General features: G+C 58.3%; 18 protein-coding genes and 1 tRNA gene. 11 read left to right on the forward strand and 8 right to left on the reverse strand.

Annotated features, from left to right (window positions below; translation table 11 throughout):
* Positions 1-10 precede the first annotated feature (10 nt).
* From GHO25_RS18345 to GHO25_RS18355, 3 genes are read left to right on the forward strand one after another with little or no spacing between them, the layout of a single operon-like run.
* Entirely contained in the window at positions 11-1,204 is a 1,194-nt protein-coding gene (locus tag GHO25_RS18345; protein WP_153330066.1) for an acetyl-CoA C-acyltransferase, read from the forward strand.
* An 8-nt stretch (positions 1,205-1,212) separates the two neighbouring features.
* On the forward strand, positions 1,213-2,340 hold the full coding sequence (locus GHO25_RS18350) for an acyl-CoA dehydrogenase (RefSeq protein WP_153330064.1): 1,128 nt from the start codon (positions 1,213-1,215) through the stop codon (positions 2,338-2,340).
* Positions 2,341-2,356: 16 nt separating this feature from the next.
* The gene (locus tag GHO25_RS18355) at positions 2,357-3,130 is read left to right on the forward strand and encodes an enoyl-CoA hydratase (protein WP_048370000.1); all 774 of its coding nucleotides are present in this window, start codon (positions 2,357-2,359) and stop codon (positions 3,128-3,130) included.
* A 301-nt stretch (positions 3,131-3,431) separates the two neighbouring features.
* Here the strand turns inward: GHO25_RS18355 and GHO25_RS18360 are convergent, their stop codons facing one another.
* The 7 genes from GHO25_RS18360 to GHO25_RS18390 form a co-directional block, all read right to left on the reverse strand.
* Positions 3,432-4,583, reverse strand: a complete 1,152-nt coding sequence (locus GHO25_RS18360) for an acyl-CoA dehydrogenase family protein (RefSeq protein ID WP_048370002.1) — start codon at positions 4,581-4,583, stop codon at positions 3,432-3,434.
* 3 nt (positions 4,584-4,586) lie between these two features.
* Positions 4,587-5,693: an enoyl-CoA hydratase/isomerase family protein gene (locus GHO25_RS18365; RefSeq protein WP_153391649.1), complete on the reverse strand. Its 1,107-nt coding sequence runs from the start codon at positions 5,691-5,693 to the stop codon at positions 4,587-4,589.
* Positions 5,694-5,842: 149 nt separating this feature from the next.
* The gene (locus GHO25_RS18370) at positions 5,843-6,613 is read right to left on the reverse strand and encodes a 3-hydroxybutyrate dehydrogenase (RefSeq protein ID WP_082148725.1); all 771 of its coding nucleotides are present in this window, start codon (positions 6,611-6,613) and stop codon (positions 5,843-5,845) included.
* 122 nt (positions 6,614-6,735) lie between these two features.
* Positions 6,736-7,017, reverse strand: coding sequence for a peptidylprolyl isomerase (locus tag GHO25_RS18375; protein WP_048370005.1), 282 nt, complete (start codon positions 7,015-7,017; stop codon positions 6,736-6,738).
* Positions 7,018-7,113: 96 nt separating this feature from the next.
* Positions 7,114-7,995, reverse strand: coding sequence for a triacylglycerol lipase (locus GHO25_RS18380; protein WP_153391651.1), 882 nt, complete (start codon positions 7,993-7,995; stop codon positions 7,114-7,116).
* A gap of 277 nt (positions 7,996-8,272) precedes the next feature.
* Positions 8,273-9,364 carry a 3-deoxy-7-phosphoheptulonate synthase gene (locus GHO25_RS18385; RefSeq protein ID WP_153391653.1) on the reverse strand — a complete coding sequence of 364 codons (1,092 nt, stop codon included), beginning with the start codon at positions 9,362-9,364 and terminating at the stop codon, positions 8,273-8,275.
* A 669-nt stretch (positions 9,365-10,033) separates the two neighbouring features.
* Complete coding sequence (locus GHO25_RS18390) at positions 10,034-10,276, reverse strand: DNA-binding protein (RefSeq protein WP_153391655.1); 243 nt, start codon at positions 10,274-10,276, stop codon at positions 10,034-10,036.
* An 81-nt stretch (positions 10,277-10,357) separates the two neighbouring features.
* Between GHO25_RS18390 and GHO25_RS18395 the strand changes: the two genes are divergently transcribed.
* The 7 genes from GHO25_RS18395 (at position 10,358) to GHO25_RS18425 (ending at position 15,764) form a co-directional block, all read left to right on the forward strand.
* Positions 10,358-10,720, forward strand: a complete 363-nt coding sequence (locus GHO25_RS18395; RefSeq protein ID WP_153391657.1) for a helix-turn-helix domain-containing protein — start codon at positions 10,358-10,360, stop codon at positions 10,718-10,720.
* Positions 10,721-10,836: 116 nt separating this feature from the next.
* Entirely contained in the window at positions 10,837-11,475 is a 639-nt protein-coding gene (uvrY, locus tag GHO25_RS18400; protein ID WP_082148726.1) for a UvrY/SirA/GacA family response regulator transcription factor, read from the forward strand.
* Between the two features lie 2 nt (positions 11,476-11,477).
* Positions 11,478-13,301: an excinuclease ABC subunit UvrC gene (uvrC, locus tag GHO25_RS18405; RefSeq protein ID WP_048370019.1), complete on the forward strand. Its 1,824-nt coding sequence runs from the start codon at positions 11,478-11,480 to the stop codon at positions 13,299-13,301.
* A gap of 32 nt (positions 13,302-13,333) precedes the next feature.
* Positions 13,334-13,891, forward strand: a complete 558-nt coding sequence (gene pgsA / locus GHO25_RS18410; protein WP_048370021.1) for a CDP-diacylglycerol--glycerol-3-phosphate 3-phosphatidyltransferase — start codon at positions 13,334-13,336, stop codon at positions 13,889-13,891.
* Between the two features lie 66 nt (positions 13,892-13,957).
* Positions 13,958-14,033 (forward strand) — tRNA-Gly (locus GHO25_RS18415).
* Positions 14,034-14,310: 277 nt separating this feature from the next.
* Positions 14,311-14,760, forward strand: a complete 450-nt coding sequence (locus GHO25_RS18420) for a nuclear transport factor 2 family protein (RefSeq protein WP_153391659.1) — start codon at positions 14,311-14,313, stop codon at positions 14,758-14,760.
* Positions 14,761-14,825: 65 nt separating this feature from the next.
* On the forward strand, positions 14,826-15,764 hold the full coding sequence (locus GHO25_RS18425) for a LysR family transcriptional regulator (RefSeq protein ID WP_153391661.1): 939 nt from the start codon (positions 14,826-14,828) through the stop codon (positions 15,762-15,764).
* 46 nt (positions 15,765-15,810) lie between these two features.
* Here the strand turns inward: GHO25_RS18425 and GHO25_RS18430 are convergent, their stop codons facing one another.
* The gene (locus GHO25_RS18430; RefSeq protein ID WP_153391663.1) at positions 15,811-16,914 is read right to left on the reverse strand and encodes an alkene reductase; all 1,104 of its coding nucleotides are present in this window, start codon (positions 16,912-16,914) and stop codon (positions 15,811-15,813) included.
* Positions 16,915-17,236: 322 nt separating this feature from the next.
* Between GHO25_RS18430 and GHO25_RS18435 the strand changes: the two genes are divergently transcribed.
* A partial coding sequence (locus tag GHO25_RS18435; RefSeq protein WP_153391665.1) for an ATP-binding cassette domain-containing protein occupies positions 17,237-18,254 on the forward strand: 1,018 nt, incomplete at its 3' end.

Here is an 18,254-nt window from a genome sequence, read left to right on the forward strand (position 1 = left end):
GAGGTGAGAAATGACTTTAGCCAATGATCCGATTGTCATTGTCAGCGCAGTACGAACGCCCATGGGCGGGTTTCAGGGCGACTTCAAAGGCTTGACCTCGCCGCAGCTTGGCGCCGTAGCCATCAGTGCGGCGGTTGAGCGCGCGGGCATTGCGCCGAGCAGCGTGGATGAAGTGCTGTTTGGCTGCGTGCTGTCTGCCGGTCTGGGCCAGGCGCCTGCACGTCAAGCCGCTTTGGGCGCCGGGCTGGACAAGGGCACGCGCTGCACCACGCTGAACAAAATGTGCGGCTCGGGCATGCAGGCAGCCATTCTGGCCCATGATCAACTGCTGGCCGGCAGTGCCGAGGTGATCGTTGCGGGCGGTATGGAGAGCATGTCCAACGCGCCGTATTTGCTGGACCGGGCACGCAGCGGGTATCGCATGGGCCACGGTCGGGTGCTCGATCACATGTTCCTCGATGGCCTCGAAGACGCTTACGACCGAGGCCGCTTGATGGGCACCTTTGCTGAAGATTGCGCACAGGCCCATGGCTTTAGCCGCGAGGCTCAGGATGATTTTGCGGTAGCGTCGCTGACCCGTGCCCAGCAAGCGATCAAGGACGGCAGCTTCGGCGCCGAGATCGTGCCGGTGCAGGTCACGGTGGGCAAAGAACAGCGTCTGATCAGCGATGACGAACAACCTCCCAAGGCCAATCTGGCGAAAATCCCGACGTTGAAACCGGCGTTCCGTGAGGGCGGTACGGTGACAGCGGCCAACTCCAGTTCGATCTCCGATGGTGCGGCGGCGTTGGTGCTGATGCGCCGCTCCGAGGCGCAGAAACGTGGCCTCAAGCCGCTGGCGGTGATCCATGGGCATGCAGCGTTTGCCGACGAGCCGGGGCTGTTCCCGACTGCGCCGATTGGCGCGATCAAGCGGTTGTTGAGCAAGACTGGCTGGGACCTGTCCGAGGTCGACCTGTTTGAAATCAATGAAGCGTTTGCGGTGGTGACTCTGGTGACCATGAGCGAGCTGGACATCCCCCATGACAAGGTCAACGTCTACGGCGGGGCTTGCGCGCTGGGGCATCCGATCGGCGCTTCGGGCGCACGGATTCTGGTGACATTGCTCTCGGCTTTGCGCAACAAACAGTTAAAGCACGGTATTGCAGCTGTCTGCATTGGCGGCGGCGAAGCCACGGCGATTGCCGTGGAATGCCTGTATTAAGGAGTTTTATGCTGCCTACATCTGAACACATACAAATTCGCGAAGCGGCCCGGCAGTTTGCCCAAGAGCGCTTGAAACCCTTTGCGGCAGAGTGGGACAAGCAACATCGCTTCCCCCGTGAAGCGGTCAACGAAATGGCCGAGCTGGGCTTTTTCGGCATGTTGGTGCCCGAAGAGTGGGGCGGTTGCGACACCGGCTATCAAGCCTACGCGATGGCCCTGGAAGAAATCGCCGCGGGTGATGGCGCCTGCTCGACGATCATGAGCGTGCACAACTCGGTGGGCTGCGTGCCGATTCTCAAATACGGCACCGAGCAGCAGAAGCGCGAGTTCCTCATACCCTTGGCCAGCGGTGCCATGCTCGGCGCGTTCGCCTTGACTGAACCGCAAGCCGGTTCTGATGCCAGCGACCTGAAAACCCGAGCGCGTCTTGAGGGCGATCATTACGTCCTTAATGGCTGCAAACAGTTCATCACTTCGGGGCAAAACGCCGGGGTGGTGATTGTGTTTGCGGTGACGGATCCGTCGGCGGGCAAGCGCGGTATCAGCGCGTTTATTGTGCCCACCGATTCACCCGGCTACAGCGTGGCGCGGGTAGAAGACAAGCTGGGGCAACATGCTTCGGACACCTGCCAGATCCTTTTTACCGACCTTAAAGTGCCCGTGGCTAATCGCTTGGGCGAGGAAGGGCAGGGCTACAAAATCGCCTTGAGCAACCTTGAAGGCGGGCGCATTGGTATTGCTTCGCAGGCGGTCGGCATGGCCCGCGCAGCCTTTGAAGCGGCGCGTGATTATGCCCGTGAGCGGGTGACCTTCGGCCAGCCGCTGGTTGAGCATCAGGCGGTAGCGTTTCGTCTGGCAGACATGTCGACAGAAATCGCCGTCGCCCGGCAAATGGTCCAGTACGCGGCGGCTCTGCGCGACAGCGGCCAGTCGGCGCTGGTCGAAGCGTCGCAGGCCAAGCTGTTCGCCTCGGAGATGGCCGAGCGGGTGTGTTCCAAGGCGTTGCAAACCTTGGGAGGTTATGGCTATTTGAACGACTTCCCGCTGGAGCGGATCTATCGCGATGTGCGGGTGTGCCAGATCTACGAAGGCACCAGCGATATTCAGCGCATGGTCATTTCGCGCAATCTTTGAATTGAGGACGTTATCGATGAGCTACGAAACCATTTTGTTGGACATTCACGGGCAAGTGGGCCTGATCACGCTGAACCGGCCGCAGGCGTTGAATGCGCTCAACGCACAGTTGGTAAGCGAAGTGAATCACGCCCTGGACGGCCTTGAAGCGGATAACAACATTGGCTGCATCGTGATCACCGGCTCGAAAAAAGCTTTTGCTGCCGGGGCCGATATCAAGGAAATGGCGGAGCTGACCTACCCGCAGATTTACCTTGAAGATCTGTTCTCGGACAGCGACCGGGTATCGACCCGACGCAAGCCGATCATTGCTGCGGTGGCCGGATTTGCCTTGGGCGGCGGCTGTGAGTTGGCGATGATGTGCGATTTTATTCTGGCCGGTGACAATGCCAAATTTGGTCAGCCGGAAATCAACCTCGGCGTATTGCCGGGCATGGGCGGCACCCAGCGCCTGACCCGCGCCGTGGGCAAGGCCAAGGCAATGGAAATGTGCCTGAGCGGGCGTTTGATGGATGCAAACGAGGCTGAGCGTTCGGGCCTGGTGGCGCGGGTAATCCCGGTGGACGAGTTGCTGGAAGAAGCGCTGAAAGTGGCCGCTACCATTGCCAAAAAATCCCTGCCGGTGCTGATGCTGACCAAGGAAAGCGTCAACCGTGCGTTTGAAGTTAACCTGACCGAAGGCGTGCGTTTTGAGCGCCGGGTTTTCCACTCGCTGTTCGCCACCCATGACCAGAAAGAAGGCATGGCGGCGTTCGTCGGCAAGCGCGAAGCGCAGTTCAAGAACAGCTAAGCGTCTGCGCAACCCACTGTAGGAGCGAGCTTGTCTCGCGATTTTTTGATCTTGATCTGGCCTTTGATCTGAGAGGCCCCGTCAACCATGTGTCCGGTCTCTACAACTTTTTAAAGTGACGCGGCGTAAGGCCGGAACCCTAAGTGGCCGTTGCCGCAGCAATGGATATGTACATAAAAGCCAAAGCCCCCTCACCCTAGCCCTCTCCCGAAGGAGAGGGAACCGATTGGGGGATGCTGAAGATACTCGCTGTCCTGTTTGCTGTGCGACAGCACGGCGTCGCAGACGGGGCATTGCGGGGTCAGATCAGGTAGTTCTTCAGCTCGCGGGCAATCACCATGCGTTGGATCTCGCTCGAGCCTTCGTAGATCTGGGTGATCCGCGCGTCTCGGTAGTAACGCTCCACCGGGTAGTCTTCCAGGTAGCCATAACCACCATGAATCTGAATGGCTTTGGAGCAGACAAACTCGGCTATTTCCGAAGCAAACAGTTTGGCCTGCGAGGCTTCTGACAAGCACGGTTTGCCAGCGCTGCGCAGGCGTGCTGCGTGCAGGATCAACAGGCGGGCGGCGTTCAGGCGGGTTTGCATATCGGCCAGCATGTTGGCCACGCTTTGGTGCTCGATAATCGCCTTGTCGAACTGCACGCGATCACGGGCGTAGCCCAGCGCTGCTTCAAAAGCCGCCCGTGCAATACCCAGCGCCTGGGCGGCAATGCCGATGCGTCCGCCTTCCAGGTTGGACAGGGCGATGGCCAGCCCTTTGCCGCGTTCGCCCAGCAGATTGGCTTCGGGCACGCTGCAGTTGTTGAGGGTGACGGCGCAGGTGTCTGACGCGCGAATGCCCATTTTGTGTTCAGTACGATCGACGATAAAGCCGGGTGTTTCGGTGGGCACAAGAAAGGCCGAGATGCCTTTTTTGCCCAGCTCCGGATCAGTCACGGCAAACACAATGGCCAGTTTGGCGCGCTTGCCGTTGCTGACAAATTGCTTGGCCCCGTTGATGACCCATTGGCCGTCGCGCAGTTCGGCGCGGGTACGCAAGTTGTGCGCCTCGGAGCCCGCTTGCGGTTCTGTCAGGCAGAAACAGCCGATGGCCTGGCCGCTCGCCAAGTCGGCTAGCCAGGTTTGTTTTTGCGCTTCGCTGCCGTATTTGAGAATCGGCCCGCAGCCTACCGAGTTGTGGATGCTCATCAGCGCACCCGTCGCACCATCACCGGCCGAAATTTCTTCGACGGCCAGCGCGTAGGCGACGTAGTCGACGTAGGTGCCGCCCCACTCCTCGGGGACGACCATGCCGAGCAGGCCCAGCTCGCCCATTTTTGATACCAGCGCGTCGTCGATCCAGCCTGCTTTTTCCCAGGCTTGTGCGTGGGGGGCAATTTCGCCACGGGCAAAATCACGCGCCATGTCACGGATCATCACTTGTTCTTCAGTCAGTTCGAGGTCTTGCATGGCTTACACCTCGCTCTTTTTAAAGCCGGTGAAGAAGCTGGCGACGTGCTTGGGGTCCAGTTCACTCAAGGTCGGCGGGTTCCAGTGCGGGGTTTTATCCTTGTCGATAATCAGTGCGCGCACGCCTTCGATCAGGTCGCCGCGATCAAACCACTGGCGGTCCAGGTGCAATTCCAGCTCGAAGCATTGCTCAAGGGTCAGTTGACGGCCGTGGCGGAGCATTTCGAGGGTGACGGCCATGCCCAGCGGTGAGCGGGTTTCCAGCAGGTTGGCGGTCTCGGTGGCCCATTCGCGGTGTTGCGGAGCTGTCACGGCGCGCAGGTGAGCAACGATCTCGAGCACGCTATTGTGGGCAAACACTTCATCAATCACGGGCCGCAAGTTGGCCAGCGGCGCGTCGGGCAAGGTTTGCACGGCAAAGGTAGCCAGCAGCGCCTTGAGGTCTTCAAGGGGCGATTGGCGCCACTGGAGGTGGTCGAGGCTTTGATCCAGTTCAGGCAGTTTGCTGCTGTCGGTGTACCAGTCGGCCAGCCCGCAATACAACGCATCGCTGGCGCGGATTTGCACGCCGCTGACGCCCAGGTAGGTGCCGATCTGGCCGGGGGTGCGGGTCAGGAAGTAGCTGCCACCAACGTCAGGGAAGTAACCAATGGCCACTTCCGGCATGGCCAGACGGCTGCGTTCGGTGATCAGGCGCAGATCGCAGCCTTGTGCCAGCCCCATACCGCCGCCCAAAACGTAGCCATCGAGCAACGCGAGCAGCGGTTTTGGGTAGTGGTGCAGCGTGCGGTCAAGGGCGTATTCCTCTTCGAAGAACACGGTGTGCAGGGTGTCTTTGCTTTTGTAGCTGTCGTATAGCGAGCGAATGTCGCCGCCCGCACAAAAGGCTTTTTCGCCAGCGCCGCGCAATACCACGGCCTTGATGTTGGCATCGCCTGCCCAGGCATCGAGCTGCTGTTGCAGGCTGCGGACCATGGGCAGGTCGAGGGCGTTGAGGCCGCTGGGGCGGTTGAGGGTCAGGTGGCCAAGATGGTTGCGGACTTCGGCAAGTACCGTGCTTTGGGTCGGCTCGACATCCTGTGTCGGCGAGGATGAAACCTGAGCAGTCATCACTAACTCCCTGCTGTGCATTATTTTTAGAATGTGTTCGCGGGCGAACGATGGTCGATGCTAACAGTGCAAATTTGCTGATGACAACCCGGATGCGTGCAGGCTTGGCATGCATTTTTGCATGGCTAACAAGCAGGATTGCGCGCCTGCTATTGCGCCAACCAGCCGCCGTCAACGTTCCAGGCTGCGCCGCGCACTTGGCTGCCGGCTTCACTGCACAAAAACAGCACCAACTCGCCGAGTTGCGGTGGGGTGACGAACTCCAGAGACGGTTGTTTCTCGGCCAGCAGGTCGTGCTGGGCCTGGTACGGGTCGATGCCCTGGCTGATGCGCTGGTCGATTTGCTTTTGCACCAGCGGCGTGAGTACCCAGCCGGGGCAGATGGCGTTGCAGGTGATATTGCTGGTGGCGGTTTCAAGGCCGACCACTTTGGTCAGGCCGATGACCCCGTGCTTGGCAGCCACATAGGCGGCTTTGCCGACCGAGCCGACCAGGCCATGAACCGAGGCGATATTGACGATGCGGCCCCAGCCGCGCTTGCGCATGCCGGGCAGGGTGAGGCGGGTACTGTGGAACACCGAGGACAGGTTGATCGCGATGATGGAATCCCACCGCTCGACCGGGAACTCTTCGACGCTGGACACGTGCTGAATGCCCGCGTTGTTGACCAGAATGTCGATGCCGCCGAATTCGCGTTCGGCGTAGTGGATCATGTCGGCGATTTGCGCCGGGTCGCTGACATCGGCCGGGTGATGCCCCACCTTGCCGCCAAACTGTTGCAGTTCGGCAATGACTTTGCTGGCGTCGCCAAAACCGTTGAGTATCAGGTCGGCGCCAGCCTTGGCCAGGCTTTGCGCGATACCCAGACCAATACCGCTGGTGGAACCGGTAACCAAGGCGGTTTTACCTTTCAGGCTCATGATCAATTCCTCAGGTGAGACACGGTGATTTCATCGATGAGGAAACTTAGCACGCGTTTCGCGACTGCGGATACGAAACGGCCCACCAAAAGGTGGGCCGCTTTCACGCAGAGCCTGGGGGATTAGTCCTGGCGGCTGGTGACTTCCAGCAGGTGGTAACCGAACTGGGTTTTAACCGGACCTTGCACCACGTTGATTGGCGCGCTGAAGACCACGGTGTCGAATTCTTTAACCATCTGGCCTGGACCGAACGAACCCAGGTCGCCGCCTTGACGGCTGGACGGGCAAGAGGAGTTGGCCTTTGCAACTTCGGCGAAATCAGCGCCGCCTTCGATTTGTGCTTTCAGTTCGTTGCACTTGGCTTCGCTGGAAACCAGGATGTGACGGGCAGTGGCTTTGGCCATGGGGAGTTACTCCTTTCAAGAAAGTGGTGAGCCTACCGGATTCAGTGGCTTTTTTCTCGGCAAAGTTCCCATGGATTAAAGATCCCGACTTCAGCCTCAAAGGCCCTGGTTTTTCAAACGTTGCGCATGCTCGATATACAGCGCTACGGGGTTGGCCTTGCGCCGAGTCATGCCGGCCATTTGATTGATGGTGTCCAGGTGGTCCATCTCATAATCCGATTGAATGACCGTGCCCAGGTGCGAGCTGAAGCGGCCTACCAGGCCGTCATTGGCTTTGCTTTCACGGGTGAAGAAGCTGGAAAACACGCGGCAGGCGTTGTGCATGGGATCAAACAGGTTCATTGATTCGGAGAGTAACGAGCCTTTGATAATGCCGCTCCAGGAGTAATAGAACACGTCGTCGACCTGCGCCGCCCCCATACCGCCCCACGTTGCTGGCAGGCCTTGCGGGTATTTTTTGTTGAAGTCGGCAACACCCTTTGAGGTCAGCGCATTGAGGGCTTCAAGTGAATGCTGGGGCAGTTTGGGTTTGCCGCTGAGTATCGACATGAAGGTGCTGAAGGCGGTGATCAGGGCTGCCGCCGCAGTCTCTGGCAATTGGCCGGGGGTGAAGGCCAGGCGCAGGCGGTCGGCAAGCTCGGAGCCGTGATTGGGGCCGCTGACGGAGGTCACCGAGGCCACCGATTCAGGGTCGACAGCAGCGGCATAGCGTGCGGTCAGGGCGCCCTGGCTGTGCCCGATCAGATTGACCCGCTTGGCGCCCGTTTGCTGGCGCAGGTCATGGATGTGCGCGAGCAATTGTTCGCCACGGGTTTCGTTGTTGTGGGCGGCAGACACGGAGGCCGTGAATACGTGGGCGCCTGAATCGTGCAGCGCTTCTTTGATGCCGTTGAAGTAATGCAATGGCCCGATCCGTTCAAAGCCGAACAGTCCATGGACCAATAAAAGGGGGTAGCGAGTGCTGGGGGTGCGGTGCATGTTGTTTCTCCAGAGAGTGTTTTGAGGTCATAAAAACACCTTAGTCGACAACATGAAGCGGGCAGATCGGGTTGCAGGGTATTACCGTCGGCCGCGCCAGGCTGTGGGCCTTCAGGCAGAGCGGGCGCTGGACGATTCCAAGTGCGCGAGGGCGGTAATCGTTTAGAGCCGGGAGAGTTTCAGACGACATCTGTCGGCTTGCCTGTCAGACGGGATCGACTTCGCGCAACCGTGGGCAGGGCCCAGCGGTGCGCATTCAGTCAGGCAGGACGATTGTTTAGCTGGCGGCCAGCAGCGCACGGCGTTGCTGTTGCAGTTGGCTTGCCGCATCGCGCAGTAACTGCTCGGTGGCTTCCCATCCCAGGCAGCCGTCAGTGACGGAGACGCCGTAGCGCAGGTCGTTGCCCAGCGCTTGGCAACCCTCGAAAAGATGGCTTTCGAGCATCACGCCAATCAGCGAGTGATCACCTTCCAGGCGTTGCGCCAATACGTCTTTGAACACGTGCGGCTGGCGCAGAGGGTCTTTGCCGCTGTTGGCGTGGCTGCAGTCAACCATCAGGCGCGCAGGGATGGCATTTTTTTCTAGACCGGCGCGGGCCTTGGCCACGCTGCTGCGGTCGTAGTTCGGGCCGCTGTGGCCGCCGCGCAAGACCAGATGGGTGTCCGGGTTGCCGGAGGTCATGATGATGGCTGGATGCCCTTGGCTGTCGACACCGAAGTGGCGGTGGCCGTGGGCGGATGAACGCATGGCGTCGCATGCAATGCCTACGCCGCCGTCAGTACCGTTTTTGAAGCCGACCGACAGATCCAGGCCGCTGGCCATTTCGCGGTGGATTTGGGATTCGGTGGTGCGCGCACCAATCGCCGCCCAACCCAGCACGTCATCGAAGTAGCCGGCCGCCATAGGTTGCAGCAGTTCGGTAGACACGGGCAAGCCCATGCGCAGCATTTCAATCATCAGCTCGCGCGACAGCGTCAGGCCGTGGGCCATGTCGTCGCTGCCGTCCAGATGCGGGTCGTAGGCCAGGCCTTTCCAGCCGATGGTGGTGCGGGGTTTTTCGACGTAGGCACGCATCACCAGCAACAGGTCTTCGCTCAGGTCGCGAGACAGGGCGGCCAGTTGACTGGCGTATTCCAGTGCCGAGACCGGATCGTGAAGGGAGCAAGGGCCAACGACTACTAACAGGCGGGAGTCTTCGCCATTGAGGATGGCGCGGATGGCTTGGCGCTGCTGACTCACCAACTGGCTGAGTTCTGCGCCCAGTGGCAACTGCTGTTTGAGCTGTGAGGCGCTGGGCAGGCGCTGGGTCAGGGCAGCTTTGGTGTCGGTGTGAGCGGTGTTTGGCAGAGCAGATACAGATGCGTTCATGGTGTGTGCTTCCTGGGCAGGCGGCGGGCTTTCCCGCACGCTCAGCCCTACTGGGGTGTTCGACAATTGGCCAGACTGGCTGTGAGTTCATGCGTGCCACCGATGTGGGTCCGTTCGGAGGCGGCAGGCTGTCCCGAACGGCGGCTGATAAATCGCCAGGCAGTGCAAAGGTCGAAGCGGTAATAAGTGGTGTAGTTCATGTGTGCATTCCTCAAATAAGTCATTTTTGCAGGGACTAAAAAAACAAAACCCCCGGTCGGGTAGCCGACCGGGGGTGAGAATTCTCTGGTAGGCGACCCCTTGAAAGTGGCCGCCGGATGGGTATCAGGCGCGCCAGTGGCTAAACCAATACCCAAAATAAAATCGTGCAGTCGAGTGTGCATTGTGCGTGCGCACAGCAGCAGCCTGGCGCTGGGTAGCGACCTGCTTGCTAATGGCTGTGTGTACGTTATGCAACATGTGTGTTCTCCACTGAATGGTCAGGAGCTTACTCGAGAGCGGTAGCGCGATTCAATTAAAAATTGCTATCACCTTCATGTGGAAAATGTAGCTGCCATGAGCGCTGGTCAGGATGCAATGCTTAGCTTATAACCGTTTTGTCGGTTTACGTGCTTGCATCGCCAGAGGCAGCTAATCTCTTTATGTCGCTCAATCAAATTGGGCGCAGACTCACATCAGGCCGTCGCTTTTGTCTTCAGTTGAGTCGCCAGGAGAAGGGAGAATTATGCCGTCTTTCATTCCCAGCAATACCGCCACCTTGTGGGCTTCTCCGCGCTTTCCTTTTTTGCGTCCTGCAAGCACTTGATAGGTTGTCGCCGGGTCAACGCCATGTTCACGCGCGAACTGTTGAACAGACTTCCCTTGATGTTCGAGCCAAGCCTTCGCTTGTGCCGCAGTACGAATTCCGGCCATAGTTCAAAACCGTTCAATATTGTTCAATTATTGCAGACTATACCATCCTAATGGGTGTGAAGAGTGGAGTCGTATATTCAAATGAATGGAATTGGTTCGCGTTTACGGCAAGAAAGAGAGCGTCTGGGCCTTTCGCAAAAATTATTTGGCGAAATCGGCGGGGTTGAAGCGAACGCCCAAGGCAAATATGAAAATGGCGACCGTGCGCCAAAAGCCGATTACTTGTCGCGTGTTGCAGCACGTGGCGTTGATGTTCTGTATGTGTTGACGGGCACCCGTACGCCGACACTGGTCGATAACCTTACCCAGGTGGAAGAGCGGGTGTTGGTCACGTATCGCGGGCTGCATAAAGACGATCAGGATGCCATTCGCCAATTAACCTCAAGCCTGGCGAAAATGTCGGTGGCGCAGCCGTTGCGCAAGCGTCAAGAGTCCAACGATTGATCAGTGGCCCTGGGTGCTGGCGTATTGATTCATGAATGCATGGATAGGTAGGTCGGCTGACTGTTTTTTGTTAAGGTAGGCGGCACCAACTTAGACGCAATTTGCGAGGTGTCGACTTGATTCGGGTTCTGGTGGTCGATGATCACGATCTTGTGCGTACGGGCATTACACGAATGCTGTCGGATATCGATGGTCTGCAGGTCGTTGGTCAAGCCGAGTCTGGCGAAGAGGCACTCGCCAAGGCGCGTGAGTTGAAACCGGATGTCGTCCTGATGGATGTCAAGATGCCCGGCATTGGTGGCCTGGAAGCGACGCGCAAAATGATGCGCAGCCATCCGGACATCAAAGTCGTCGCGGTAACAGTGTGTGAAGAGGACCCGTTCCCGACGCGTTTGTTGCAGGCAGGCGCTGCGGGTTATATGACCAAAGGGGCTGGTTTGGCCGAAATGGTTCAGGCCATTCGCCTGGTGTTTGCCGGGCAGCGCTATATCAGCCCGCAAGTGGCTCAGCAGTTGGCGCTCAAGTCTTTCCAGCCTGCCAGCGATTCTCCTTTTGATGCCTTGTCTGAACGCGAGATCCAGATCGCGTTGATGATTGTTGGCTGCCAAAAGGTCCAGGTCATTTCCGACAAGCTTTGCCTGTCGCCTAAAACAGTCAATACCTACCGCTATCGCATTTATGAAAAGCTCTCGGTCAAAAGTGATGTTGAACTGGCGTTGCTGGCCGTTCGTCATGGCATGGTTGATGCTGGCTGACGATGACTGACGTGTTTGATTCCAGTGCATTTCTGTCGACGTGTAGCGGCAGGCCCGGCGTGTATCGCATGTTCGACAGTGAGGCGCGCCTGCTTTATGTGGGCAAAGCCAAGAACCTGAAAAAACGCCTGGCCAGCTATTTCCGCAAAACCGGGCTGGCGCCCAAAACAGCGGCGCTGGTTAGCCGTATCGCGCAAATCGAAACCACGATCACCGCCAACGAAACCGAGGCGTTGCTGCTTGAGCAGACGCTGATCAAGGAATGGCGCCCGCCGTACAACATCCTGCTGCGCGACGATAAGTCTTATCCGTACGTATTTCTGTCGGATGGTCAATACCCGCGCCTGAGCATTCATCGCGGCGCCAAGAAGCAGAAGGGCAAATATTTCGGGCCTTACCCCAGCGCGGGGGCAATCCGTGAGAGTTTGAGCCTGTTGCAGAAAACCTTCATGGTCCGTCAGTGTGAAGACAGCTATTTCAAGAACCGCACCCGGCCGTGCTTGCAGTACCAGATAAAGCGTTGCAAGGGACCGTGTGTCGGTCTGGTTGAGCCAGAGGTCTATGCCCAGGATGTGCGCCACTCGGTGATGTTCCTTGAGGGGCGCAGCAGTGCGTTGACGGAAGAACTCGGTAACGAGATGGAGCAGGCCGCCAGCACCCTCGATTTTGAGCGGGCAGCCGAAATACGCGATCAGATCTCGTTATTGCGTCGGGTTCAGGACCAGCAAAGTATGGAAGGTGGCACCGGCGATGTGGATATCGTCGCGGCCTTCGTCAACCCGGGCGGTGCTTGCGTGCATTTGATCAATGTGCGCGGTGGTCGCGTGCTGGGCAGCAAAAACTTCTTCCCGCAGGTGGGGATCGAGGAGGAGGTGGCCGAAGTCATGGCCGCGTTCCTCGGGCAGTACTACATCAGCAGCCCCGAGCGCGATTTGCCGAGCGAGTTGATCGTCAACGTCGAACACGAAAGCTTTGCGGCTATCAGCGAGGCGATTGAAGCCCTGCGCGGGCGCGAGATGGCCATCAGTTATCGCGTGCGCGGTACCCGTGCGCGCTGGCAGCAATTGGCTGTGACCAACGCTGAGCAGGCGTTGAGCGCGCGTCTGGCCAACCGCCTGCATGTTGCGGCGCGCTTTGAAGCCCTGGCGCAAGTCTTGAAGCTCGATGAAATCCCCCAGCGGCTGGAATGCTACGACATCAGCCACTCCAGCGGCGAAGCCACCGTTGCCTCTTGCGTGGTGTTTGGCCCGGAAGGCCCGATCAAATCCGACTACCGGCGTTTTAACATCGAAGGTGTGACCCCGGGCGATGACTATGCCGCCATGCACCAGGCCTTGATGCGCCGTTTTAGTCGGCTCAAGGAAGGCGAGGGCAAGCTGCCCGATATCCTCCTGGTCGACGGGGGCAAGGGGCAGCTTTCGATGGCTCGTGACGTGCTCAATGAGCTGGCCGTACCGGACCTGATTTTGCTCGGCGTGGCCAAAGGCACGACGCGCAAGGCGGGCTTTGAAACCCTGTACCTGAACGATGCAGCCCATGAATTCACCTTGAAAGGTGATTCGCCGGCGCTACATTTGATCCAGCAGATCCGCGACGAGGCCCACCGTTTTGCCATTACCGGGCACCGTGCGCGACGTGGTAAAACCCGTAACACCTCTACCCTGGAAGGGATTGCGGGGGTGGGGCCAACCCGTCGCCGTGACCTGCTGAAACATTTTGGTGGATTACAAGAGCTGTCTCGTGCCAGCATCGAAGAAATTGCCAAAGCACCCGGTATCAGTAAAAAGCTCGCTGAGTTGATTTATGCAAACCTGCACAGCGAGTAGAATGCTCCCTCACCTCGTAGCCAGTTGTGCCGATGAATATCCCTAATTTGATCACCGTTCTACGCGTTCTTCTGATTCCGTTCTTTATTCTGTTGTTTTACCTCCCGTACAGCTGGAGTTATGCCGCTGCAAGCTCTGTGTTCGCTTTTGCCGCGGCAACGGACTGGCTGGATGGTTATCTGGCCCGCCGACTGGAACAAAGCACACCGTTCGGCGCCTTTCTGGACCCGGTTGCCGACAAATTGATGGTGGCGGTCGCGCTGGTGTTGCTGGTGCAAGAACATCACAACTTCTGGCTGACCTTGCCGGCAGCGGTGATCATTGGCCGTGAAATCGTCATCTCGGCCTTGCGCGAGTGGATGGCAGAGCTGGGGGCGCGCGCCCAGGTTGCCGTGTCGAACATGGGCAAATGGAAAACAGCGGCGCAAATGCTGGCATTGGTCATCTTGCTGGCCAACCCGTCAGACTTCAGCTTCTGGGTCCTGATCGGTTATGGGTTACTGATGGTCGCGGCAGGGTTGACGCTGTGGTCGATGGTTCAATACTTGCGGGCTGCCTGGCCGCATTTGAAGACCACCTCGACAAAATAAATAAAACTTTTTGAATCAAGGGGTTGACGCATTCTTGGAAACCTATAGAATGCGCAACACCAAAACGCGGGAATAGCTCAGTTGGTAGAGCACGACCTTGCCAAGGTCGGGGTCGCGAGTTCGAGTCTCGTTTCCCGCTCCAAATAAAGATTTACAGAGTTCAGCTGAAGTCTGTGAATCGTTGAAAAAAGGACCTTCGGGTCCTTTTTTCGTTTCTGCGCACCAACTAAAACCATCAATGTCGGGTGCGCTTACATCCTTCTTGACCGTTGCGCCAGTGCTCTATTCCATCCTTCAATTCCACAATGTTTGGAATTAATCCCGCATTATCTTTCTCCTAATCCTGACTACAGTGACAGTTCTACTGATTGGGCGTTGGCATCCAACCTCCAGGCATGCATCTTTAAGAGGTCACTGGCATGGACATTAAACTCAAGGCATTGCTGGATCGCGAAGAGATTCGCGCACTCCGCACGCTTTACGCACACCATCTGGACAGCAACAATATCGCGGCACTGGACCAGGTTTTTTCGGCAGACGCCGTGGTGCAAGTCACGGTCGGCAACATGCATGGCATCGACGCCATACGTGCTGGCCTGGCTGAGGCTTTCACGCTGTTCGATCGGGACAAGCAAGGGAGTTATCCCTTTATGCATGCCATTGTGAACCACTGGATCCAGTTGACCGGGCCGGATACGGCGCAAGGTCGCTGCTACTTGATTGATTTTGAAACGGCTTCGAAACCCGATCCAAACCCGTTGCTGTTGCTTGGTCTGTATGCCGATCAGTATCAGCGAATCGACGGGGAGTGGCGCATCACTCATACCCGCCTTGAGGTGGTCTGGCCTGAGCGTAATGCCCGTGAATAAGCCACGATCAAGCTGGTAGGGTGGCGATCCCATTCTGAAAACAGCCCCAGGCCCTGGAGCCTCTAATGTCTGAAAACCCTTTTGACGGTATTCGCGAGTTTGTGTCTGCCGCTCAGGCACTAAGCTTCACGGCTGCCGCGCTTGAGTTGGGTGTGACCAGCTCGGCGGTGGGCAAAAGTGTCACGCGCCTTGAGTCGCGTTTAGGGGTGAAGCTGCTGCATCGCACCACCCGGCGCCTGGTGCTGACCGCTGAAGGCGAGGCGTATCTGGCCAGTTGCCTGCGGGTGATGGATGAGCTGGCCGAAACGCAGGGCTTTTTGACCACTGGCCAGCAAGCGCCTGTTGGCCGGCTGCGCATCGATCTTCCTGCAGCCTTTGGCCGTCGGCATATTTTGCCGACGCTGATCGACATGGCGGTGCGTTATCAGCAGCTCGATCTGTCTGTCAGCTTCAGTGAGCGGCTGGTAGATATCGTCAACGAGGGTGTCGACCTTGTGGTCAGAATCGGTGTGTTGAAAGATGACGCCGATATAGTTGCCCGCAAGTTGGGCAGCCAAAGCCTGCTGATTTGTGCGACCCCGGCCTATCTGCAAGCGCATGGCACACCCCGGGCACCCGATGATCTATTGCATCACGATTGCATTGTCGGCTGGCGTAATGGCACCCGCAAAACCTGGATGTTGAATGACGAAAAGGGGCAAACCCATGAACATGAGGTGCGGGTCAAGCATGAGGTCGGTGATGGGGAGATGTTATTAAACCTGACCCTTGCCGGGGGCGGCCTGGCACAACTGCCCACTTGGCTGGTGCAAACGCCTGTTGAACAGGGCCTGTTGGTCCCGGTGCTTGAGGCTTATGCCGGGGCTGAAATGCCGATAAACGTGATTTGGCCACGGACGCGTTATCTACAGCCCAAGGTCCGCATGGTCGTGGATGAACTGCTGGCGCTGGCACAACGTGATGCAGTGATTTTTCGACCGGACCTAAGCCTTGGGACCGTTTAAAGCAGTGACCTGAAGCGCCGCGGGCGGGCGCTTCAAGTGAGTACGGTTACTGGGCTGGCGTATAAAACGGGTAGTCGACGTAGCCTTTTTCGCCGCTGTTGCCGTAGAACGTTGAGCGATCAGGCAGTGCAATCGGCCAGTCGTTTTTCATCCGCTCCACCAGGTCCGGGTTTGCAATAAAGGGTCGGCCAAATGCGACCAGATCCAGCTCACCTGACGCCAGCGCCGCCTCGGCCGATTCGCGATCAAAGCCACCGGCAGCAATCAAGGTGCCTTGGTACGAATCGCGAAAGGTCTGGGCAAAACCTTCGGGCATGCGTTCGGCGCCAATGGTCAATTGATCGCTCAGGTGAACGTAGGCAATGCGCCGATTTTGCAGTTCGCGCGCGACGGCGACCCAGGTCTCGGCCTCATCATCAAAGGGCGCCATATCAAACAGCCGGCCAAAGGGCGAAACCCGCACCCCCACCTTGCTGCGACCGATTGCATCGGCGACTGCATCCAGGGTTTCCAGTAGCAGGCGAATGCGATTTTCAATGGAGCCGCCATAGCGGTCCGTACGGTCGTTGACCGTTGGATTGATGAACTGCTCAAACAGATAGCCATTGGCGCCATGGATCTCCACCCCGTCAAAACCCGCTTCAACCGCTCTGCGGGCAGCCAGGACAAAGTCGTGCTTGAGCGCTTCGACTTCTTCGGTCGACAACGCACGGGGAGGGCTGGCTTGAATCGGTCCGGGCTGACCGTCTTTGTCGTAGGCATAGGCCAGCGAATTGGCCGCCAACTTATTGCTGGAGGACACCGGGGCGCCGCCATCGGGTTGCAAGGTGGTGTGCGATACCCGGCCCACGTGCCAAAGTTGGGCGAAGATCTTGCCGCCGTCTTCATGCACGGCGCTGGTGACGTTTTTCCAGCCTTCTACTTGCTCTTGGGTGTACAGGCCGGGGTTGAACAGATAGCCGCGGCCCTGAACGGAAACCGGAACCCCTTCGCTGATGATCAGCCCTGCACTTGCCCGCTGGCGGTAATAGAGCAACGTGAGCGCGTCAGGCACGGTGGTCAAGGCGCGTGCGCGAGTCATGGGCGCCATCACGACACGGTTCTTCAGTTCTATGCCCGACAGCGTGTAGGGAGAAAACAGAATGCTCATTAGGGGACCTCTGAAGTGGAGCGCTCCATGGCGCTGATCAGGGCCAATATACGGTGCCAAGCCCTTCAGATAATCGTCTGCACATTCCAAACATTCAGGCGCCCGGTTCCACAATCAACTGTGGCTGCGCGACTGTCACAAGCCGAAATAATTAAGAAGCTTAAGCTAATAATTAAATGGTATTTATTTTTGTTTTTTAAGATCGTTTAGCTTTATGCCTCTCTACAGCGTCGGGCTTTTAGTCCGGCGCTTTCTTGCATCAGGCTAACTGTTTTCAGGTCATGCGCTGACGCTCAACTTTTGCAGCCTGTGGGCGAACCAGATGCCCGTTTTCAAGCGGCGTTTGTCAGGAGCACCTGTGACAGTCATTCAACTTCCTTTGGCGGCGGAGCGAACTCCATCGCCACAAAGGCCTCCTCAAGTGCCCACAGAATTCGCCAGCCAGGGCGACGTGGTGCTTGAGTTTCGGGGCGTCACCAAAACCTATTCAGGGAAAAAAACCGCCCCTGAGCTATTGGCCGTCAGCGATGTCAGCTTGCAGGTGCGGCGCGGTGAAGTGCTGTGCCTGATGGGCACTTCAGGCAGCGGCAAGTCAACGCTGTTGCGCCACATTAACCGCCTGATCGAGCCCACCAGCGGTGACGTGTTGATTGACGGTCAGGCCATTAGCGGGCTGAACGACAAGGGCTTGCGGGATTTGCGCTCGCGCCGCATCGGCATGGTCTTTCAGCACTTTGGCCTGTTACCCCATCGTACGGTGCTGGATAACGTCGCGCTGCCGCTGGAGCTGCGCGGCGAACCCGAGCCGGTTCGTCATGCCGCTGCCACCTTGCAGTTACAGGCGGTGGGGTTGCAGGGGTGGGGTGAGCATTATCCCCACGAGCTTTCCGGGGGTATGCAGCAACGGGTCGGCCTGGCCCGGGCCTTGGTGACAGAGCCAGACATCCTGCTGATGGACGAGCCTTTCAGTGCGCTGGACCCGACTATCCGCCGCGACCTGCAAAATCACTTTTTGTCACTAGCGCACGAGCGCGGCATTACCACCTTGCTTGTCACCCATGACCCCGCGGAAGCCCTGCGCCTCGCGGATCGCATCGCCGTGCTGCGCCATGGCCGTTTAGTGCAGGTGGGGACCCCTGAGGAGTTGCTTGAACACCCCGCTGATGCCGAAGTTGCCGACTTTTTCCGTGATTCCCGGCCCGCGCCTGCGGTAGCGCATACGGCTGCCAGTATCAGCCACCAGGCGTCCGGCAATGAGCCGCAGGCGTCACCGGGTGCGCCAGGTTTGCGCGGCTGGCAAGCCCTGTTGTTGGGGCCGGCAGCGCTGGCCGACCGGGGCA

The sequence above is a fragment of the Pseudomonas sp. FSL R10-1350 genome, from assembly GCF_009600525.1.
Lineage (GTDB): Bacteria > Pseudomonadota > Gammaproteobacteria > Pseudomonadales > Pseudomonadaceae > Aquipseudomonas > Aquipseudomonas helleri.